The 20264-nt window shown below is 69.8% G+C and carries 18 protein-coding genes; 9 read left to right on the plus strand and 9 right to left on the minus strand.

What is annotated here, in order from left to right:
- Window positions 1-42 precede the first annotated feature (42 nt).
- The gene (locus OO71_RS02775; RefSeq protein WP_033287977.1) at window positions 43-1659 is read right to left on the minus strand and encodes an acyl-CoA dehydrogenase family protein; all 1617 of its coding nucleotides are present in this window, start codon (window positions 1657-1659) and stop codon (window positions 43-45) included.
- Window positions 1643-2248 (minus strand): TetR/AcrR family transcriptional regulator, encoded by a 606-nt coding sequence (locus OO71_RS02780; RefSeq protein ID WP_033288061.1) that lies wholly within the window; start codon window positions 2246-2248, stop codon window positions 1643-1645. The genes OO71_RS02775 and OO71_RS02780 overlap by 17 nt, the downstream gene beginning before the upstream one ends.
- A 675-nt stretch (window positions 2249-2923) precedes the next feature.
- On the opposite strand from OO71_RS02780, the gene OO71_RS02785 reads away from it, so the two are divergent.
- Together OO71_RS02785 and OO71_RS02790 are read left to right on the plus strand one after the other, a co-directional pair.
- Window positions 2924-3916 (plus strand): tyrosine-type recombinase/integrase, encoded by a 993-nt coding sequence (locus OO71_RS02785; RefSeq protein WP_033287978.1) that lies wholly within the window; start codon window positions 2924-2926, stop codon window positions 3914-3916.
- 4 nt (window positions 3917-3920) lie between these two features.
- Window positions 3921-4385 (plus strand): SRPBCC family protein, encoded by a 465-nt coding sequence (locus OO71_RS02790; RefSeq protein ID WP_033287979.1) that lies wholly within the window; start codon window positions 3921-3923, stop codon window positions 4383-4385.
- A 683-nt stretch (window positions 4386-5068) separates the two neighbouring features.
- Here OO71_RS02790 and OO71_RS02795 read toward each other — a convergent pair.
- On the minus strand, window positions 5069-5449 hold the full coding sequence (locus tag OO71_RS02795; protein ID WP_051790945.1) for a hypothetical protein: 381 nt from the start codon (window positions 5447-5449) through the stop codon (window positions 5069-5071).
- A gap of 66 nt (window positions 5450-5515) precedes the next feature.
- Here OO71_RS02795 and OO71_RS02800 point away from each other — a divergent pair, with 66 nt between their 5' ends.
- Together OO71_RS02800 and OO71_RS02805 are read left to right on the plus strand one after the other, a co-directional pair.
- Window positions 5516-6304 (plus strand): glycerophosphodiester phosphodiesterase family protein, encoded by a 789-nt coding sequence (locus tag OO71_RS02800; protein WP_033287980.1) that lies wholly within the window; start codon window positions 5516-5518, stop codon window positions 6302-6304.
- Window positions 6305-6586: 282 nt separating this feature from the next.
- Window positions 6587-7552, plus strand: a complete 966-nt coding sequence (locus tag OO71_RS02805) for a helix-turn-helix transcriptional regulator (protein WP_033287981.1) — start codon at window positions 6587-6589, stop codon at window positions 7550-7552.
- A gap of 454 nt (window positions 7553-8006) precedes the next feature.
- On the opposite strand, the gene OO71_RS02810 is transcribed toward OO71_RS02805, so the two are convergent.
- Window positions 8007-8705, minus strand: a complete 699-nt coding sequence (locus OO71_RS02810) for a transglycosylase family protein (protein ID WP_033287982.1) — start codon at window positions 8703-8705, stop codon at window positions 8007-8009.
- 248 nt (window positions 8706-8953) lie between these two features.
- On the opposite strand from OO71_RS02810, the gene OO71_RS02815 reads away from it, so the two are divergent.
- The 3 genes from OO71_RS02815 (at window position 8954) to OO71_RS02825 (ending at window position 11701) form a co-directional block, all read left to right on the plus strand.
- On the plus strand, window positions 8954-10354 hold the full coding sequence (locus tag OO71_RS02815) for an MFS transporter (RefSeq protein ID WP_033288063.1): 1401 nt from the start codon (window positions 8954-8956) through the stop codon (window positions 10352-10354).
- A 22-nt stretch (window positions 10355-10376) separates the two neighbouring features.
- Window positions 10377-11129: a thymidine kinase gene (locus OO71_RS02820; protein ID WP_033287983.1), complete on the plus strand. Its 753-nt coding sequence runs from the start codon at window positions 10377-10379 to the stop codon at window positions 11127-11129.
- Between the two features lie 224 nt (window positions 11130-11353).
- Complete coding sequence (locus OO71_RS02825) at window positions 11354-11701, plus strand: RNA polymerase-binding protein RbpA (RefSeq protein WP_033287984.1); 348 nt, start codon at window positions 11354-11356, stop codon at window positions 11699-11701.
- Between the two features lie 239 nt (window positions 11702-11940).
- Here the strand turns inward: OO71_RS02825 and OO71_RS02830 are convergent, their stop codons facing one another.
- From OO71_RS02830 to OO71_RS02845, 4 genes are all read right to left on the minus strand, one after another.
- Window positions 11941-12624 carry an SDR family NAD(P)-dependent oxidoreductase gene (locus OO71_RS02830; protein ID WP_033287985.1) on the minus strand — a complete coding sequence of 228 codons (684 nt, stop codon included), beginning with the start codon at window positions 12622-12624 and terminating at the stop codon, window positions 11941-11943.
- 199 nt (window positions 12625-12823) lie between these two features.
- Window positions 12824-13588, minus strand: coding sequence for a polyprenol monophosphomannose synthase (locus OO71_RS02835; protein WP_033287986.1), 765 nt, complete (start codon window positions 13586-13588; stop codon window positions 12824-12826).
- 23 nt (window positions 13589-13611) lie between these two features.
- Window positions 13612-15186, minus strand: coding sequence for an apolipoprotein N-acyltransferase (gene lnt / locus OO71_RS02840; RefSeq protein WP_033287987.1), 1575 nt, complete (start codon window positions 15184-15186; stop codon window positions 13612-13614).
- Window positions 15187-15195: 9 nt separating this feature from the next.
- A complete protein-coding gene (locus tag OO71_RS02845) occupies window positions 15196-16797 on the minus strand; it encodes an amidohydrolase (protein ID WP_033287988.1) in 1602 nt (533 codons plus the stop codon).
- A gap of 119 nt (window positions 16798-16916) precedes the next feature.
- Between OO71_RS02845 and OO71_RS02850 the strand changes: the two genes are divergently transcribed.
- Complete coding sequence (locus OO71_RS02850) at window positions 16917-18302, plus strand: KamA family radical SAM protein (RefSeq protein WP_033287989.1); 1386 nt, start codon at window positions 16917-16919, stop codon at window positions 18300-18302.
- A gap of 7 nt (window positions 18303-18309) precedes the next feature.
- Here the strand turns inward: OO71_RS02850 and OO71_RS02855 are convergent, their stop codons facing one another.
- Entirely contained in the window at window positions 18310-19515 is a 1206-nt protein-coding gene (locus tag OO71_RS02855; RefSeq protein ID WP_033287990.1) for a glycosyltransferase, read from the minus strand.
- Between the two features lie 61 nt (window positions 19516-19576).
- Between OO71_RS02855 and OO71_RS02860 the strand changes: the two genes are divergently transcribed.
- On the plus strand, window positions 19577-20242 hold the full coding sequence (locus OO71_RS02860) for a glycosyltransferase family protein (protein WP_033287991.1): 666 nt from the start codon (window positions 19577-19579) through the stop codon (window positions 20240-20242).
- The last annotated feature ends 22 nt before the right edge of the window (window positions 20243-20264 follow it).

The following is a 20264-nucleotide window of genomic DNA, read 5'->3' on the forward strand; positions in this document are numbered from 1 at the left end:
GGGCAAGGACATTAGCCCGCGCGAACCCGGACCGTACCCGGACTAGCCGCGCGCGCGGCCGATGATCGCAGAAGTGTCCATTCCGGCGGGCAAAGTACCGAAAGCCAGGCCCCCGTCGCCGCCGAACCGCGTGCTGCAGAACGCGTCGGCCACCGACTGCGGACCGTGCCGCACGAGCAGCGATCCCTGCAGCACCAACGCCATCGACTCCACGACCCGCCGCGCCCGGAACTCCAGATCGTCCACATCGGACAGATCCTTCTTCAGCCGGTCCACCGCGTCATCCAGCCGCGAGTCACCACCAGCAGCGAGCTCGACCTCGGAGAAGAACGCCGCCACCGACTCCGGCTGCCGCGCCATCGCCCGTAACGCATCCAGCGCCGCGACGTTGCCCGAACCCTCCCAGATCGACATCAGGGGAGCCTCCCGGTAGAGCCGCGGCATCCCCGACTCCTCGACGTAACCGTTGCCCCCAAAGCACTCCAGCGCCTCCGCCGCGTGCATCGGCGCTCGCTTGCAGACCCAGTACTTCGAGACCGCCAGGCCCAGCCGCCGGAACGCCTGCTCCTGCTCGTCGTCCCGCCGGTCGCCCGCAGCCGCGAGCCGCATCGACACCGTGGTCGCCGCCTCCGCCTCGACCACCAGGTCCGCCAGCACGTTCGCCATCAACGGCTGGTCCACGAGCGTCTTCCCGAACGCGTGCCGGTGCGTCGCGTGATGCACCGCGCGGACCGCGCCGAGCCGCATCCCCGAAGCGCTGCCGAGCGCACAGTCCAGCCGGGTGTTGTTGACCATCTCGATGATCGTGCGCACCCCACGGCCCTCGTCACCGACGAGCCAGCCCACCGCGTCCTCGTACTCGATCTCCGACGACGCATTCGACCGGTTGCCCAGCTTGTCCTTCAACCGCTGCAACCGGATCGGGTTGCGCGTACCGTCCGGCAGCACGCGGGGGAGCAGGAAGCAGGACAGCCCACCGGGCGCCTGCGCGAGCGTGAGGAACAGGTCCGACATCGGCGCACTGGTGAACCACTTGTGCCCGACCAGCCGATACGTGCCGTCGCCTGCGGGTCGCGCGGTGGTGGTGTTGGCCCGGACGTCCGAACCGCCCTGCTTCTCGGTCATCGACATGCCCGCGATCAACCCGCGCTTCGTGCTCGGCTCACGCAAGCCGAAGTCGTACACCGTCGACGCCAGCAGCGGCTCGTACTGCGCGGCCAGCTCCGGATTCGCCCGCAACGCCGGAACCGCCGCGTACGTCATCGAAATCGGGCAGGTGTGCCCGGCCTCCACCTGACCCCAGACGTACATCTTCGCCGCCCGCGCCGCATGCGCGCCGGGCCGCTCGTCTCGCCACGGCGCGGCCTGAAGCCCGTGCGACACGGCAACATTCATCAGATCGTGCCAATGCGGATGGAACTCGACCTCGTCGATCCGGTGCCCGTACCGGTCGTGCGTCCGCAGCACTGGCTCGTTCTCGTTCACCAGCCGTCCCCAGTCCTGCGCCTGCTCGCTCCCGGCCAGCCTGCCCAGGTCGTGCAGCTCACCGGTCACCCACGACGCGTCCGCCCGCGCGACCGCGTCCAGCAGCGCCGGATCCTCCGCGACGTCGTACACCAGCGGCGGAACCTGATTGGTGACCTCATGCGTGACGGGCATCCGAACCTCCCAGCGACCGCACGACAAACGTGCTCAACTCGACGACCTCGACCGACCCACCGCTCGTCAGGGGACCGATCAGCACCTCGGCGGCCGCCCCGACCAGCGCGGCCGCGCTCACTGCCGCGTCCTGCGCAGGCAACACTCCCATGCGCACGCCGTCCGCGACATGCTCGGCCACGACGTCCCGGAACACCCGCCGGAACTCGAGCCGCTCCGCGTCGATGACCGCGTCCACCGGCTCAGCCAGCAGCGCATACGCAAGCCGCGGCGCCTTCAACGCGCGCGCGGCAAACGTCTCGAACACCGCCACGACGCGCTGCAGCGGATCCTCCGGCCCGGCCGCAGCTGACCGCACGGCCTCGACCTCGCGCGACACCACCTGCCGGAAAACCCGTACGACCAGGTCAGCTTTGGTGGGGAAGTGGCGGTACACGGTCCCCACGGCAACCCCGGCCCGCTCGGCGACCGCCGCCACGGAACAACCGGCGTACCCGTGCTCGGCCAGCTGCTGCACCGTGGCGTCGACGATCGCGTCCCGCAACGCGTCGAGACGTTCCTGCACCTTGGGGGTCCTGCGGTAGGGCACGGAAGAAGTGAACCACCCGTTCACAACTTCCGTCAACGTCCTCGAACCCAGCCTGGCGGGGGACTCGACGTTCAGGGCACTGGAGCGATAACTTGACATAATGTAAATTATCGGCGTTTTGGCGACCTGCTGATCCGTGAGCCGAGGAGGGGTTTTCTACGGGATTTCGGGTCTGTGTGCGGTCGCGCTGGTTCAGTTCTCGCCGCCTTGACGGTGCGGCTGCTGCAATCGGTGGATGACCCGACGCCTGGGCCACCCTGGCCGGGTCATCGCTGTGCCCGCAAGGTTCGGGCCCGGAATCCCCGAGCATGATGTCCCGTCAGCCGTGGTCAATTCGTCACGGTGACGAATTGACCACGGCTGACGGGATGATGGACATGAGGCAGAACAACCGCCATAGCACCAACTTCCGGCCCAACGGGTCCGCCTGGCGCCCAGTCCCGCAGAGATCCACTCGAACAGATGAACGCCTGCGCGTACCCCATCGACTTGAGCGACCGGAAACACGATCGTCCTGCGGTAGTCGTTGGGGCCGAAAGGTGTTGTCCCCCAAGGGACTCAGCCCCTGCTGGAACACGTCCGGAGCAATGTTTCATGCATAATCGCCATTATGCATGAAATCGGACCGGCGTCCGGGGCGCAGGAATTGTCGGTGTGGTGCGATAAACCTTGTCCATGCTCGTTTCCGAGGCACAGCAAGCGTTCTTCGCGGCACGGCGGCCGCGCAAGGACTCGCCGCACACCACCGCCGCCTATCGCCGCGATCTCGCGGGGATCACCGCTCTCCTGCTCACCGAACTGGGTCGCGACGACGTGGACGTCGCGGACCTGACCGCGCCGGTCCTGCGCTCGGCATTCGGTGCGTTCGCCGACAGTCACGCCAAGAGTTCGGTGCTGCGGGCGTGGTCGACGTGGAACCAGTTCCTCACGTTCTGTGTGTCGGACGGGTTGTTGCCGGGCAATCCGATGGGTGCGGTCGCGCGACCCAAGACTCCCCCGCTCACCCCGAAACCCTTGCGAGGCGAGGAAACTCCCGAACAGCTGCTGGCCGCCGCTGCCGAAGGAGCCCGCCGCGCAAGGGATCCGTGGCCGGAGCGGGACGTGCTGGTACTGGCGCTGGGTCTCGTGGCGGGTCTGCGAGCGGCGGAAATGCGGGCGCTCACGCCACGTTCGGTGGTGGGACGCGACGGTGAACTGCGGTTGCACGTCCACGGCAAGGGCAGCCGGGACCGGTCGATCCCGGTGCAACCGGCCATGGCGCGGCTGATCGAAGAGTACGTGACGTCGTGTCGGCGGCGGTTCCCCCGGCAGCGGTTCCCGGCGAGCGAACCGCTGCTCCGGGACCGCGGCGGCGAGCCGATCGGCCGTGGCGCGCTGGAGTACCTGGTGAAGTCGTGCTACCGGTGGGCGGGCTTGCACGACCGGGTCCCGACCGGCGCGAACCTGCACGCGCTCCGCCACACGTTCGCCACCCGGCTGGCCGAGGACGGCGCGACGGCGTCGGAGATCATGACGCTGCTCGGTCACGCCAGCCTCGCCACGAGCCAGAACTACATCGAGGCAACCGGCCGCGAACAGCGCGCCGCCGCCGCGAGCAACCGCACTTACCGCGCCCTCAACGGACTGGCCCGCGAGCGCGAGGAACGGGAGGCGAATGTGATTGCATGACTGGGTGACCGACGAGACCCCGCGCGTGGTTCGCGCCAGCCGTGAGATCGCCGCTTCCGCCGAGCGGATCTTCGCACTGATCGCCGACCCGTCCCTCCAGCCGACCTGGGACGGCAACGACAACCTGGCCGAAGCCGCGCCCGGCCAGCGCATCCGAGCAGTAGGCGATGTGTTCACCACAGAACTCACGGTCGGCACGGTCCGGGAGAACCACGTCGTGGAGTTCGAGGAAGGTCGCTTGGTGGCCTGGCGCCCCTCCGAACCCGGCGAGCCCCAGCCGGGACACCTGTGGGGCTGGGAACTGGAGCCACTCACCGAGGCACGCACCCGGGTGACGCACACGTACGACTGGACCCACCTCAACCCCGACGACACCATGCGGATCACCCGAGCCCGCACCACGACAACGCACCGGTTGGAGGCATCACTGGACAATCTCGCTAGGGCCGCCGAACAAGCGCAGACCTAGCCCGAGCGGGAACACCCCTGAGATGGGAAGGCCTGGGAAGAGACCAAGGCATTCGACACACGGTCTCCGCACGCACCAGACCTAACCGCGGCGGCCGCTGACTGCCGTCGACCGATGACGGCGCTCGCAGACGACCGACAAGGTCAAGCGGTTGCCGACGCCGTTGTCGGCCGCCAGGAGACGGCAGTTGACGCGGGGTTCTGCCACTCGTCGACCAGTGTCTGACGTTGGCCTGGTCCGCTTCGGTGAACCGCTTGGCTGGGGCCGGGCGGCTGGTCCACTCGCTGGGCCGAGCGGCTTCTGCTGGGCGGTGAGCCGGTTCGCTGACCTGAGTTGCCGTCGCTGAGCGGCGGCCTCGGTTGCTGAACCGCGCGCTCAACTGTCGGGCCGACGACAGACGATGAGCGCTGGGCGTCGATCACTGAGCGACAGGTTCCAGCTGGCCGGCGGAAGCCAAGGTTGCGTTGGGCACGCAACGCTGCTCGCAGCGACGGCCCGCTGTTGGCTGCGATAGCGGTCGCTTGACGACGGCTGCCGTTGCTTGACGACGGTTGCCGTTGCTTGACGACGGTTGCCGTTGCTTCACGACGGTTGCCGTTGCTTCACGACGGTTGAGGTTGGGCGGCGGCGGTAGCCGTTGGCGACTCGTCGGTAACCAGTCCCCGACGGTCCCCAGTGGGCGTTCAGCGCAGCTGTTCCAGATCCCGGGCCGCGCTGGCTACCTCCTCTGCCAGCTGCCGCAGCTCGGCTGCGTTGGCGCCGTCCTCGGTGGCCGTCACGATGTCTTCCGCTGCGCAGCGGAGCTGGAACAGGCGGTCCTGCAGGGTGGCGATTTCCGTGTCCGACAGCACGACCGCGTCTTCGGGCAGGCCGCTTCGCTGGAGGGCCGTGCGACGCTCGTACGCGCGTTGGCGGCAGGACTGACCGCAGTACCGGCGGCGCCGTCCGACGTTGCCGGATTCCGGCAGGCGGCGGCCGCACCAGCCGCAGTGTTTCGGGGCGTTGCTGCGGCGCGGTACGACGCGTTCGTCGCCGGTCGGGGCGTGTTCGGCCAGTTCCCTCACCAGCCGGACTTTAGCCGTCCACCGCGTTATCACGACGGGGCCACTCCGAAGGAGGAGACTGGAGTGATGCGCCCACCGTTTCCGTACCTCGCCGACCCGCTCCCCCGTGCGTTCGCCCACCGCGGGTGGCACATCGGCGACCTGGACGGGCTCGAGAACTCGCTGCCCGCGTTCCGGCGGGCGGTCGAAGAGGGCTACCGCTACCTGGAAACGGACGTCCACGCCACCTCCGACGGCGTGGTCGTCGTCCACCACGACGCCACCCTCGACCGCACCACCGACGGCGGCGGCGCGATCGCGACCCAGACCTGGGACCAGGTCAAACACGCGAAGATCGGCGGCCGCGCGGTGCTGTCGCGGCTGGAGGACGTGCTCGAGGAGCTGCCGGACGCGTTTTTCAACGTCGACGTCAAGGCCACCGGCGCGGTGGTCCCCTTCGTGCGGACGCTGGAGCGCACTGGCGCATTCGACCGCGTCGCGGCGGCGTCCTTTTCGGACTCCCGGCTCGCCCGCCTGCGCCGGCTGGCGGGTCCGAAGCTGCTCACGGCGATGGGGCCGCGGTCGGCGTTCCTGCTGTGGGCCGACGGCTGGGTCCCGCTGCTGCCGGTGAGCCGGTTCGCGACCGGCTGGCTCGCGCAGGTCCCGGTCCGGCAAGGGCCGCTGACGGTGGTGGACCAGGCGTTCGTGAAGGCGGCCGTCCGGCGCGGGTTCGAGGTCCACACGTGGACGATCGACGACCCGGACCAGATGCGGACCCTGCTGGACCTCGGGGTGCACGGCATCGTCACGGACCGGCCCGACCTGCTGCGCGACGTCCTGCGGGAACGGGGCGCTTGGGAACGGCAGGCCGGATAGCGGGCGGTGGCTACGGTCTGCGGTAGTACTGGTTCGAACGGGGCATATAGGGGTCGGCCGTGGGCAAGTGGCGTCGGCGGGCTCACGCCGGCTGACGCACTGGCGACGCTGGAGGGCGATCCGCGGGTTGAACAGTGAGATCCCGCGTCGTGAGGGCGTGCGGGCTCCGATGAAGGCAAGGATCCGACGACCTCCGCGAGGCGTGGTCGAGAAGCCTGTCCCCGCTTCTGCTGCCGGGGGTTGAGGTCAGAAACTGTCCGCTACCCCCGCCATCATGGAGCGGTGCCGAAGACTTCTGCGCGGTTGTTGTCGCTGCTCTCGTTGCTGCAGGCGCGGCGGGACTGGCCGGGTGCGCTGCTGGCCGAGCGGCTCGACGTTAGCCCGCGGACGGTGCGTCGCGATGTCGATCGGTTGCGGGAGCTGGGGTATCCGATCGTCACGACGAAAGGTCCTGAAGGTGGGTACCGGCTCGGGGCGGGGTCTCGGTTGCCGCCGTTGCTGTTCGATGATGAGCAGGCCGTTGCGGTCGCTGTTGCGCTTCGGGCGGCTGCCGTGACCGGCGCTGGGATCGAGGAAGGCGCGCTCCGGGCGTTGCAGACCGTGCGGCAGGTGATGCCGTCGCGGTTGCGGCATCGGGTGGATGGCTTTCGCTTCACCGCCGTCGAGCCGTCCGCACCCACGGTGGACCCGCAGGTGCTGCTTGCACTGAGCGCGGCGGTGCACGTCAAGGAAGTGCTGCGGTTCGATTACTCCTCTGTGGACGGTCCGCCGCGCCGCGTGGAGCCGCATCACCTCGTTACGTGGGGGCGGCGCTGGTACCTGGTCGCATGGGACCTCGATCGCGGCGACTGGCGTACCTTCCGGGCCGATCGGATCACTCCGCGCACGCCCACCGGGCCGCGGTTCACACCGCGGGAGATGCCGGATGCGTCGGCGTTCGTCGTCTCGCGGTTCCGTGGCACGGATTTGTCCGGGGAATTTCCCTGCCGCGGTGAGGTGATCGTGCATCTGGCGGCAGGCGAGGTGGCAAGTTACCTCCGGGACGGCGTGATCGAGGAGGTCGCCCCGGACCGCTCCCGGGTGACCCTCGGGGCGTGGTCGTGGCGTGGCCTGGCGGCGACCATCGGCCGGGTGGATGCCGACATCGAGGTCGTCGGCCCGGCCGAGCTGCGGCAAGCCTTCCGGGAGCTTGCGCAGCGGTACGCCGAGGCTGGGAGGGATCCGGGTGGAGCTCACGTGAGCAGCTGAAGGAGCGGCGGGGCTGACCGGGCCAGGAGGGCATCGGAAGCGACGTCGAGGCGAAACACAGTTGTGTGGGACCCGGGCGCAGCAAGATCATCCGCTGCGGTGCGCTGCCGTCGGACTTGCCAGGCCTGGCAAGCGGGCTTGAAGGAGAAGACGACGTTGCCAGCGTCCTTGCCCGGCAGGTGGCAGGCGCCCGACCTAGTCACCGAAGCTTAGCCAGCCGCCCGCGGCAGCCAGGTGAGGCAGCCAGCCGCCCGAAGCAGCCGCCCGACGCAGCCACCCGCGGCAGCCAGCCGAAGCAACCGCCCGAGACAGCCAGGTGAAGCCTGGCAGGTGAAGCCTGGCCAAACCCTGGAACCAGCCACCCCGGCAACCGGCCGCAGCCACCTCACCAGCCGCGGCCCTCGCGGTGGCGCAGCCGGCACACCGCCGCGACCGACTCCCCCGCGTAACTAGCTCACCGGGGCGCTTTCCCTTGCCAAGCGGCCGTCCACGTCTTCGGTCCCAGCCGTCCCGAGTCGTTGATCCCGTTGGCTCGCTGCAGGTCCAGCACTGCCGTGCGGGTCTTGTCGTAGTAGCAGCCGGTGCCCTGGAAACCGTAGCCGTATGCGTTCATCCGCAGCTGGAAGGTCCGCAGCGCGGGTGCGCAGTCGCCGTAGGCGTACACCAGGCCGGGCCAGTCGGGCATTGCGCCGGGGGGTGCGGGGGGTGCCGGGGGCGTCGGGCGGGGCTTCGGGGCGGGTGGGGCAGGCAGGCCGCCACCGCCCATGTACGCGGACTCGTCGTAGGACGGCACGCGTTTGCTGCGTGCGTCGCGGTCGTTGGAGAGGCCCAGCATGCCGCCGCATTCCCAGGGTTGCCAGCCGCGCATCCGGTACAGGTACAGGGCGCGGTAGTCCTGTTCGCGGGGGTTGGCCTGGTCCGGCCTGCCTTGGCCGCCGACGCTGCGCCAGGTCGGCAGGTCGAACTGGTAGGCGCCGTAGTAGCCGTTGCCGGTGTTGATCGAGTAGCGGCCGCTCGACTCGCACATCCTCAGCTTGGCCCACGAGCTCGAGGTGGGGTCCGCGGAGGCGGCGCCGGTGACGGCGAGCTCCATGCTCAGGACGGCGACCACGAGGAGGAGCGCCCGTCCGGCAGTGCGAACACGGTTGGTCATGACATGCACACTAAGCACGTGACCCTTTGACCACAAGAGTCACACCACGCACAGCAGTCTCACATGACACGCCCGGGATTGCCGGTAGCGACACGCCCGGCGCGGCGTGTCGTCCATCGCGCGCGACACCCCGGAGTGAACGGAAGCGACGAACCGGACACGGTTTGCCCCCTTCGGCGGTACCGGGTCGGCGCGCGCCAGTAATGTGCGGCCTGACCTGGAGGTTCGGAACCGACGAGGAGCCGTGGATGACGCTGGCCGAGACCCGGGACAGCAAGCGGGAACGGTGGGGCTGGTACTTCTACGACTGGGCCAACTCGCCGTTCTATTCGTCGGTGACGACCGTGTTCGGCGCGCTGTACATGAGCTCTGTCGCGGCGGCCGATGCGAAGCAGAACATCACCCTTAACGGGGACCGGGCTTGTCTCGACGCGTCCGGTGTGGACAACAAGCTGAACCACTGCGACGTCGCACTGTTCGGCTTGCATTTCCCGGCCGGTTCGCTGTGGGGGTACCTGCTGTCGGTGGCGACTGTCGTGCAGGTGCTGGTGCTGCCGATTGCCGGGGCGATCGCCGACCGCAGCCGCAACAAGCGGCGGATTCTCGGCGGGTTCGCGGTGCTGGGGGCGGTGGCGTCGGCACTGATGTTCTTCATGGCCGGTTCGGACTGGCAGCTCGGTGCGGTGCTGTTCGTGCTGGCGAACATCGGGTACGGCGGTTCGCTGGTCGTCTACTACTCGTTCCTGGTGGACATCGCGACGCCCGACGAGCGCGACGACGTGTCGGCGAAGGGCTGGGCGTTCGGGTACCTCGGCGGCGGGCTCGCGCTGGCCCTGCAGCTGGCGTTCTACCTCAGCCGTGACGCGCTGGGCGTCGACACCGGGCTTGCGGTGCGGATCTGCTTCCTGACCTCGGGAATCTGGTGGGCGTTGTTCACGATCCCGACCCTGCGCCGGCTCCCCCGCAGCCACGTGCCGGCGACGGCCGAACGTCGGGTTTCCGTGCTGCGAGCCGGTTTCCGCGAGCTGCGGCACACCCTCGGCGAAGCGAAGGCGTACCCGCTCACGCTCGCCTTCCTCGGCAGTTACCTGCTTTTCGCGGACGGGATCAACACCGTCGTGACGGTTTCGGCGCAGTACGGCAAGGACGAGCTGCGGTTCGCCGACGAGGTCCTCATCGTCACCGTGCTGGTGATCCAGTTCCTCGCCTACGCCGGCGGGGTCCTGCACGGGCTCGTCGCGCGCCGCCTCGGCGCGAAGCGGACGATCCTGGTCAGCCTCGTGCTGTGGGTCGTGGTGCTCGGCGGCGCGTATTTCGTGCAGCCGCAGCAGCCGGTGCAGTTCTTCGCCGTGGCGGTCGGGATCGGGCTGGTGCTGGGCGGGACGAACGCACTCGCCCGGTCGCTGTTCAGCCAGATGATCCCGGCGGGCCGGGAGGCGCAGTACTACTCGCTGTACGTCGTGGGTGAGAAGGGGACGTCGTGGCTCGGGCCGCTGGTGTTCGCCGGGGTCGGGCAGGCGACCGGGTCGTTCCGGTTCGCGATCGTCGCGCTGGTGGTGTTTTTCGTGCTCGGGTTCGTCCTCGTGGCGTTCGTGCCGGTGCGGCGGGCGATCGTGGCCGCGGGGAACCGTCCGCCTGCGGTGCTGTGAGGCCCCGATAAGGTCGGGCGTCGTGACTGCTGCCGACGACACCGACCCCACCGACGCGCTTTCCGCGGCCCCGCCCGCGGGGGTCCGGCGCAACGGGGCCCCGCGGGGCAGGCTGAAGTTCTGCTACGGCCCGATGGACTGCGGGAAGTCGACGCTCGCGCTGCAGATCGACCACAACCACGCCCGGCAGGGCAGGCGCGGGCTGGTACTGGTGCGGCACGACCGGTCCGGCGCGCCGCAGATCACCAGCCGGATCGGGATCTCGCGGCGGGCGACCGAGGTCGGCACCGGCACCGACCTGCGGGACCTGGTCCGCGAGCAGTGGGCCCGCGGGCAGCACGTGGACTACGTGATCGTCGACGAGGCGCAGTTCCTCTCCCCCGCGCAGGTCGACCAGCTGGCCGAGCTCGCCGACGAGGCCGGCATCGACGTCTACTGCTTCGGCATCGCGACCGACTTCCGCAGCCGCCTCTTCCCCGGTGCCGCACGCCTGTTCGAACTGGCCGACGACCTGCAGCCGGTGCAGGTCGAGGTGCTCTGCTGGTGTGGCACGGCGGGCCGGTTCAACGCGCGGGTGCAAGACGACGTGATCCTCCGTGAGGGTGACACCGTTGTCGTCGCAGATACCGAACACTCCGTAGTTGAAACTTCAGCTTCAGCACGTTCCGATGGCAATTTGGTCACGGTCCGTTATCAGGTACTGTGCCGTCGGCACTTCCGCTCGGGGGACCTGGGGCCTGCTGCCGCGCAGCACGGTCAGTTACGGTTGTCCTAACGCTAACCTGAGTAGCCCAACTGGGGGATATCCGCACTAAGAAGGCGGTATCCGCGTCACGCCGGAGCGCGAAGCGACTCCCACTGGAGGAAGCTGAAGACCAGGGGTGACACAGCTCATCGTGAGCAGCGACATGGTGAACCGGGAATCCCCCGGAGACCGTGTTCGTTGCATAGGGTGAGCATCACCCTGGCTCCACCCGGAGCTGACTGAAAGGACCCATCATGGCCGACCGTGTTCTTCGTGGAAGCCGGCTGGGAGCGGTCAGCTACGAGACCGACCGCAATCACGACCTCGCCCCGCGCCGTACCGTGCGCTACGCCTGCCCCAAGAACCACGAGTTCGAGGTGCCGTTCTCCGACGACGCCGAGATCCCGACGGTGTGGGAGTGCCGCCTGCACGGCAGCGAGTCCGAGATCGTCGACGGCGGGCAGCCCGAGCAGAAGAAGGTCAAGCCCCCCAGGACACACTGGGACATGCTGCTGGAGCGCCGCTCCATCCCCGAGCTCGAGGACCTGCTGAACGAACGTCTCGCCGAGCTCAAAGGACGGCGGACCACCCGGTCCGCCTGAATCTCGGCCAGTAGCTGGCTCCCACCACTGAACAGGAACGGCCCCCGTGACCTCCCCCCACGGGGGCCGTTTCGCGTCCTGTGCCGCCCGGGCCCGCGCGGGCGGGCTCAGAACGCGCGGCGGGCGATGACGATGGGCCTGGGGATCCACGTCATCGCGGCCGGACTGCCGGGCTAGCCAGGCGGTCGGGCGGCGCTGAAGACGGCCTCGGCAGTGCGCGACCCGGGCGAGCCGGGTGGTCAGGCGGCGTCGAAGACGGCTTCGGCGCGGTCGCGGCTTTCGTGCAGGTCCCAGTACAGGGCGGCGATCTCCTCGGGCGTGGCCCTCGGGCCGCCTTCCGGGCCTCCCTCGCCGATCCAGACGTTGATCGCCACGTGGGCCGCGTGCACGCCGCTCCCGGCGAGTTCCTTGTTCAGGTTGATCGCCCAGTTCCGCAGAGCTGCCTGGGCGGCGTTGGCGTTGCCGAACATCGGCACCGGGTCGACCGAGCCGCCGCCGGTGGTGAAGAGCAGGGTTCCGGCGCCCGCGGCGCGCATCGCGGGCAGTACCGCCTGGGCTGCCGCGACGGCGCCGTAGAAGCCGTACTCGATCATCGGCTGCAGGTTGTCGACCGTGACCTCCGAGGGAGTGACCACGGTGAGGCCGGGTACCGGCGAATGCGGGGCGGGCGAGTACTCCAGGACCTCGATGCTGCCGAAGCGGGACTTGGCCGCGTCCAGCGCGTCGGTGAGTGAGGCGCGGTCGAGGATGTCGGCGGGGAACGCGCCGGCGGTGATGCCTTCCCGGCCGAGCTCGGTGACGAGCGTTTCCAGCTTCTCCTTGGTACGGGCGATCAGGGCGACGTCGAAGCCGCGGCGGCCGAAGGTGCGGGCGATGGCAAGGCCCATCCCCGGTCCGGCGCCGACGATGGCGATTGCGGGCACGGTGAGCTCACTTCCGTATCTGGGTGGAGGCCGTCGGCTTTACCGCCTGGCCTCCAATTCTTACTGTTTGTGCGTAACGCCAGTATGGGCCAGTACGGAAGGTCTTGCAAAAGGCACCTCGGTGTGCGTGACGGACAGGAACGCGCGCCATGCAGGACAGTGCGGGTCCGACCGGGACCAAACGGCCGGAGCCGCCGGATCAGCGCCGCAGCAACCGCTTGACCTGCGCGAGGCGGCGTTGCGCACCCCACTCCGCGACGCGGAAGAACGCCTCGGACATGATCCCGCCGCTCATCTTCGACTGGCCGATTTCCCGGTCGGTGAACGTGATCGGGACCTCGACGATGTCGAACCCGGCGTCGGCGGTGCGGCGGGTGAGGTCGATCTGGAAGCAGTAGCCGTGCGAGGCGACCTCGTCCAGCGCCAGCTTCTCCAGCACCCGGCGGCGGTACGCGCGGAACCCGGCGGTCATGTCCGCGACCTTCAGCCCCAGCGCGATCCGCGAGTACAGGTTCGCGCCGCGGGACAGCAGTGTGCGGCGCAGCGGCCAGTTCACCGTGCTGCCGCCGGGAACGTAGCGCGAGCCGATGGACAGGTCCGCGTCGCCGACCGCGTCGAGCAGGCGCGGCAGGTCTTCGGGCGCGTGCGAGCCGTCGGCGTCCATCTCCACGAACGTCGCGTACCCGCGTTCCAGGCCCCAGCGGAAGCCTGCGATGTAGGCCTTGCCGAGGCCCTCCTTCGCGGTGCGGTGCAGCACGTGGACGCGCTTGTCGGCGGCCGCGCGCTCGTCGGCCAGCTCGCCGGTGCCGTCCGGGCTGCCGTCGTCGACCACGAGCACGTCGACGTCCGGGAGTGCCTTGTGGAGCCGGTCCAGCACCGGGCCGAGGTTGTCCCGCTCGTTGTAGGTCGGGACCACCACCAGCACCGGCTCGATCGTTTCGGCCCCCCGCGGCGCCTGCGCCATCCGTCTCCTCCGAATCCGCGGGATCAGCCCGCCGCTTCCCCTGCTGTCGTGCCGGTACTGCTCCGGGTGCGAAAACGGAGCACGAACCCGCCGGCGACACCCGCGATCGCCACCGCCAGCAGTCCGTACTCCGTCCACGCACCGAGTCGATCCGACAGCGTAGTCTGCGTGCGCAGCGGCACGCGCCCGACCAGGGCATCCGCCGTGAAAAGCCCGGTGGAGCTGGTGATCGTCCCGTCCGGGGCCACCAGCGCGCTCACCCCGGACGTGGCCGACACCACCACTGCCCGGCCGTGTTCCACCGCCCGCAGCCGCGACATCGCCAGCTGCTGGTAGCTCATCTCCCCCGGCCCGTACCAGGCGTTGTTCGTGGGGACCACCAGCAGTTCGCCGCCTTCGGCGGTCGCGTCGCGGGCCGGTCCGTCGAACGCGGCTTCGTAGCAGATGAACACGCCGATCTTGGTACCCGCCACCGACAACGCCGCGTTCGAGCCGTCGCCGGCGCGCATGTCGAGGGTATCGTCGATGAACGGGGTGACCAGGCGCGCGACGGCGCGGGCGGGCACGTATTCACCGAAGGGGACGAGGTCCTGTTTCACGTAACGCTGTCCGGGCCCGGTCCTCGGGTCCCACACGACGGCGGAGTTTTCCGCCGCGCCGTCCGGGGTCCGCACGAGGGCGCCGATGATCGCCGGGATGCCGTAAGCCGACACCATCTGGTCGATGCCCGGGTCGGCGCCCGCCAGCGGCGTGGCGGTTTCGGGCCACAGCAGCAGGTCCGGCTTCGGGACCTGGCCGGACTGGATCTGCTGCAGCAGCCGGGCGCTTTCGGCGAGGTGGTTCTGCCGCAGGACGCCGCGTTGTCCTTGCAGGGCAAGGCCGATGTCCGGCGCATTGCCCTGCACCGTGGCGACGGTGAGCGAGCCGTCCTGCGCTTCGGTGCCGATCGTGGGCCACAGCGCCAGCCCGGCCACCGCCGGGACGATCGTGAAGACCACCGGCCAGGCCAGCGCCCGTGGTTCGCGCAGCTTCGCGATCAGGGCGGCGAGGCCGAAACCGGTGAGTACCACGGCAAATCCGACCAGCGGGGCACCGCCGATCGACGCCAGCGGCAGGAACGCGCCCTCGGGCTGGCTGAACGCGACGCGCCCCCACGGGAACCCGCCGAGCGGGAACCAGGTGCGCGGCGTTTCCAGCGCGACGAACACCAGCGCACCCCACAGCGGCGCCAGCGGCAGCCGCGCGACGACCCGGATCAGCCATCCGGCGAGACCGAAGTAGAGCGACAGGGCGAACGACAGGCCGATCCACGGCCACGGCCCGAAGTCGCGGCCGAGGAAGTCCTGCAGCCAGGTCAGCAGCGGCAGGAAGAACGCCATGCCGAAGATGAACCCGTACCCGAATGCGCCGCGGAACGACCGTCCACGAAGGACGAGCGCGAAAACAGCGAAGGCGATCGGCGCGAGCCACCACAGTGGACGCGGCGCGAAGCTGAGGTAGTACCCGTAGCCCGCGACCCCGGTAACGACAAGGCGCACGAGCCAGGCGCGTTTCGGTTTCATCTTGGGCGTTTCGGGATCCGCCACGGTCACTGCCACCCCTGAACTCTAGGAGGCGGGTGTGAACTCGTCGTAGACAACCTTCCCACCGCGGACAGTGCGCAGGCAGCGCGGCAGTGGCGTGTCCGGGTCCAGGCGCGGCAGCGGCGGTACGCCCGAGCGCGGATCGGTGGACCAGCGCTGCACACGGCTGTCGGCGGTGGCGACCACGAGGTCCGTCGCATCCCAGATCGCGTAGTGCGCGGACGCACCCGGGACGAGGCTGCCGGTGACACCGTCGTTAACGCCCGCCGCGCGATGTCCGGCCCGGGTGTGTGCGGTGAAGGCTGCGCGAGCTGAGAGCCGCGCTTCTGGCGTGTGGTGGTGGACGGCTGCGCGGACAGCGGCCCACGGGTCGAGGGCGGTGACTGGGGCGTCGCTGCCGAAGGCGAGCAGCACCCCTTCTGCGGCGAGCTGGGCGAACGGATTCAGCGCTGCCGCACGGGTTCCGAGGCGTTCGGCGTACATCCCGGAGGGGCCGCCCCAGGCTTCGTCGAACAGCGGCTGCACTGACGCGACAACGCCCCAACCGGCGAGTTCGCGCGCCTGCTCGACGGTGACCATCTCCAGGTGCTCCAGCCGGTGATGCCGGGCGGCGAGCGCCCGCTGTCCGACCTGTTTCTCCGCGAGCCGGAAACCCTCGACGACCTCGGTGACCGCGGCGTCACCGATCACGTGGAAGCCCGCCTGCAGACCGGCTTCGGTGCAGGCGACGAGGTGGTCGGCGATCGTGGCCGCGTCGGCGTAGAGCGAGCCTGAGGTGCCGGGTTCATCGGTGTACGGGCTGGTCAGGGCGGCGGTGCGGGAGCCGAGCGCGCCGTCGGCGAACAGGTCTCCGCCGACGCCGTGGGCACCGAGACGGCGTGCGGTGTCGAGACCGCCGAACTCGCCCCAGTAGCCGACGACCTCCGGCGTGTGCGGGCCGGCGAGCGCGAGAAGGTCGGCGAAGTCGTCTTGGCCGGCGATGTCCGGACCGCCGCATTCGTGCACCGACACGATCCCGCGCGCGGCAGCGGCGGCGAGGAACGCGCGCTGGGCGGCCTGGCGCTGCGGGCGGGTGACCGCGGCTCGGGCGGCGGCACGGACGCGGTGGTGCGCACCGCGGGTGAGCGGGCCGTCGGCGGACCAGCCCGGTTCCGCGTCGGCACCCGGCGCCAGCGCGGTGAGGGCACTCGACACGAGCGCGGAGTGGACGTCGACCCGGCTCAGGTACACCGGCGTGTCGTCCGCTGCGGCGTCCAGTTCGGCCCGGCTGGGCAGGCGCGGGTCGGCCCAGGTGGATTCGTCCCAGCCGTGCGCGAGCAGCACCTGCCCGGGTACCACCGCGGTGCGCACGGTGGCGAGCAGGTCGGCGGCGCTGCGGGCGGCGGTGAGGTCGAGGCCGGTCAGGTGCAGGCCGGTCGCGGTGGCGTGCACGTGGGCGTCGACGAACGCCGGTGCGACGAACGCCCCGCCCAGGTCGACCACCTCGGCGTCCGGGTGCAGCGCACGGGCCGGGGCGTCCTGGCCGACCCACACGACGGTGCCGCCGGACACCGCCATCGCCGTGGCGTCGGAGGAGGCCGGGGTGTAGATGCGGCCGCCGAGCAGGAGCGTGGTGCTGTCGTTCACGGGTCGAGTCTCCCCTGGCCGCCGGGGCTGGCCCGAGCGGGTCGGGGTGCAAAAAGATTTACGGTGTACTAACGTTGAGGCAGGAGATTTTCGCGCATTTTCGACGACGAGGAGTACAAGTGACTGCGATCCAGGAACCTGTGCCGACTGCCGCCGCCTTCGACCAGCCGTATGAATACGCCCGCGCCGAGCTGGTGGAACCCGATTGGCGCCGCTTCCCCGGCTGGCACGACGTCACCGCCGCCGAATGGCGGGACGCCCAGTGGCAGCGCGTGCACTGCGTCCGCAACGTGAAGCAGCTGCGCGCGCTGATGGGCGACCTGCTGGAGGACCGGTTCTACGAGGACCTGCTCGCCGACCAGCGCGAGATGGCCACGATGTCGATGCTGCTTCCGCCGCAGATGATCAACACGATGGCCCCGCACGCGGGTACCGACCCGGCGAAGGTCACCGAAGCGTTCTACGCCGACCCGATCCGCCGGTACATGCTCCCGGTGCGCAGCGACCGGGACCTGAAGTGGCCGAGCCACCCGCACTCCGAGCGCGACTCCCTGCACGAGGCCGAGATGTGGGTGGTCGAGGGGCTCACCCACCGGTACCCGACCAAGGTGCTCGCGGAGATGATCTCCACCTGCCCGCAGTACTGCGGGCACTGCACCCGGATGGACCTCGTCGGGAACTCCACCGAACAGGTCGAGAAGCACAAGCTCGCGCTGAAACCGGTCGACCGCCAGGACGCCATGATCGGATACCTGCAGCGCACGCCGGGGGTGCGGGACGTGGTGGTGTCCGGCGGCGACGTGGCGAACGTGCCGTGGCCGCAGCTGGAGTCGTTCCTGATGCGGTTGATGGACATCGAGACGGTCCGCGACATCCGCCTTGCCACGAAGGCCCTCGCCGCGCTGCCGCAGCACTGGCTCCAGCCGAAGGTCACCGAGGGCTTGCAGCGGGTCGCGCTCACGGCGCAGGCGCGCGGGGTGAACCTGGCGATCCACACGCACGTCAACCACGCGCAGTCGGTGACCCCGCTGGTCGCGGAAGCGGCGCGGACGGCGCTGCAGGTGGGCGTGCGCGATGTGCGGAACCAGGGCGTGCTGATGCGCGGGGTGAACGCGACACCGGCGGCGCTGCTGGACCTCTGCTTCGCACTGCAGGGCGAGGCGAACATTTTGCCGTACTACTTCTACATGTGCGACATGATCCCGAACGCGGAGCATTGGCGCGTGGCGGTGTGGGAGGCGCAGGAACTGCAGCACGCGATCATGGGGTACCTGCCGGGCTACGCGACGCCACGCATCGTCTGCGACGTGCCGTACGTGGGGAAGCGGTGGGTGCACCAGCTGGCCGACTACGACCGGGACCTGGGGATTTCGTACTGGACGAAGAACTACCGCACGGGAATCGAGCACGAAGACCCGGAGGCGTTGCAGCGTCGCTACCCCTACTACGACCCGATCCAGACGCTGCCCGAGGCGGGGCAGAAGTGGTGGGCTACGCAGGGCTGACAGCGGCTCACCAACGCAGGGCGAGTAACCGTTCCGCCGCCGCCTTCGCCCCATCGGTGCGGACCTGCACGGCCAAAGCCGTTGCCCGCGTGCGGGTTTCGGGCGACAGCACCCTCTTGAAGGCGAGGCTCAGCAACTCCGCACTCGGCGGTGGGCCGTCGAACGAGGCGCCGATGCCCGTCTCCGCGACGCGGCTCGCCCAGTACGGGTTGTCCGCCAGTTGCAGCGCCACCACGACCTGCGGTGCGCCTGCCCGGGCTGCGGCCAGGGTGGTGCCTGCGCCGCCGTGGTGGACGACTGCGGCGACGTGGGCAAACAAGCGCTGGTGGTTGACCTCGCCGATGGCGAAGCTGTCGTCGTGGCCGTCGAGGACGTCCAGGTCTGCCCAGCCACGTGACACGAGTACGCGGCGGCCCTGTGCGCGGATCGCCTCGACGGTCCGGTGGCCGATGTCCGCGGACGGGCGGATGCTGCCGAAACCCACGTACACCGGCGGAGTGCCCGCGTCGAGGAAGGTCACCAGGTCCGCCGGGAGCGGGCGGTCGTCCGGGGTGGTGAACGCGCCGGTCTGGACCACGTCGAGGCCGGGGGTCTCCGGCCATGGTCCCAGTGCCGGGTCTGCTGCCAGCCACGGGCGATCGCTGTAGACGTGGTCGCGGACGTTGGTCACCGGCGGCAGGCCGAGCGTGGACCGGTGGCGGTTGAGGGTCTCGCGGTACTCCGCGTCGACGTTCCGGGCGTCCAGGTCCCACAGTGTCTCGTTGTCCGCCTCGGCCGGCGCGGGCCAGCCTGACCGCGGGGGCGGCGCATGGTGCGGCGAGGGCAGGTTGACTGCCGCATAACTGACGTACACGTAGCCGATTCCCGCTGCCTCGGCGACCGATCGCGCGGCTACCTGCGCGAGCCCGGCGGCGACCAGTACGGCACAGCCCTCCGCCGCGGCGGGGAGCAGGGCGAACTGGGCGTCGACGAGTTCGGTGCGGTAGCGGGAAAACTCCTCCGCCGACGGCGGGGTCTTCCGGCGCATCAACTCCCCCATCGGCGGGCCGATCGGGACCACCTCGATCCCGAGACCGCCCAGCCGTGCCGTGAACTCCTCGTCCGGCGGCGTGCACATCCGCACCTGCACGCCGAGCGCGCGCAGCCGACCTGCGAGTGCCACCAGGGGTTCGACGTCACCGCGTGACCCGTAGGTCGCCAGCAGCACCCGCATTCCGTGTCCTCATTCCGTCGGCAGCACCACATTCGACCGTAGCGGGGTACGGTGATCAGTGATGCAGCATTCCCCTGATGTCTCGGTCATCCTGCCGTGCGCCGGATTCGCGACGCGCTTCGGCGCGCCCTACGCCAAGGAGCTGCACTGCCTCGCGCCCGGCGTCACGGTACTGGACCGCAGCCTGGCGCCGGTTGCCGAATTGGCCGAAAGCGGGCTCGCCGTGCGGCTGGTGGTCGTCATCGGTCCGCACAAGCTCGACACCGTCGGCTATCTTGCGCGCTACGCCACCACCTTCCAGATCGTCTTCGTCTACCAGGACGAACCGGGGCTCGCCGGGGCGATCAGGACCGCACTTCCGCTGACCTGCGGACCGGTTGCCCTTGTCCTGCCGGACATCGTGGTGTCCGGGCCCGGGAGTCTCCGTGCGGCAGTGGAAAAAGCCGAGGTGGCCGGGTGGAGTGTCGTCGCCGCGGACGAGCCCGATCCCCGGGTGCTGCGGCAGATGGGCGCACTGGCCGTGATCGGCGGCGCGACGGTGAAGGCGGCCGCCGAAAAACCTGACGATCCGGCTGATTTCAACGCATTCTGGGGCATCGTGGTCGCAGGCGAGGACGAAGCACCCCGGCTGCCCGACGTGGTATGCAAGGCCGCAGAGAGCCCGCTGGCCGGTGCGTCCGCGGTGATGGTGGAGCGGATCGTCAACTACAACACCGCGGCGGGCTGAGCGGGAGCCCCCGCTCACGAGG

The organism is Amycolatopsis jejuensis, from assembly GCF_000717335.1.
Taxonomy (GTDB): Bacteria; Actinomycetota; Actinomycetes; order Mycobacteriales; family Pseudonocardiaceae; genus Amycolatopsis; species Amycolatopsis jejuensis.

Excerpts from the sequence above, each read along its gene's own strand:
- OO71_RS02825 (WP_033287984.1), top strand. The coding sequence starts at position 11,354 with ATGGCCGACCGTGTTCTTCGTGGAAGCCGGCTGGGAGCGGTCAGCTAC.
- OO71_RS02800 (WP_033287980.1), top strand. The coding sequence starts at position 5,516 with ATGCGCCCACCGTTTCCGTACCTCGCCGACCCGCTCCCCCGTGCGTTC.
- OO71_RS02775 (WP_033287977.1), bottom strand. The coding sequence starts at position 1,659 with ATGCCCGTCACGCATGAGGTCACCAATCAGGTTCCGCCGCTGGTGTAC.
- OO71_RS02810 (WP_033287982.1), bottom strand. The coding sequence starts at position 8,705 with ATGACCAACCGTGTTCGCACTGCCGGACGGGCGCTCCTCCTCGTGGTC.
- OO71_RS02860 (WP_033287991.1), top strand. The coding sequence starts at position 19,577 with ATGCAGCATTCCCCTGATGTCTCGGTCATCCTGCCGTGCGCCGGATTC.
- OO71_RS02815 (WP_033288063.1), top strand. The coding sequence starts at position 8,954 with ATGACGCTGGCCGAGACCCGGGACAGCAAGCGGGAACGGTGGGGCTGG.
- OO71_RS02835 (WP_033287986.1), bottom strand. The coding sequence starts at position 13,588 with ATGGCGCAGGCGCCGCGGGGGGCCGAAACGATCGAGCCGGTGCTGGTG.
- OO71_RS02855 (WP_033287990.1), bottom strand. The coding sequence starts at position 19,515 with ATGCGGGTGCTGCTGGCGACCTACGGGTCACGCGGTGACGTCGAACCC.
- OO71_RS02785 (WP_033287978.1), top strand. The coding sequence starts at position 2,924 with ATGCTCGTTTCCGAGGCACAGCAAGCGTTCTTCGCGGCACGGCGGCCG.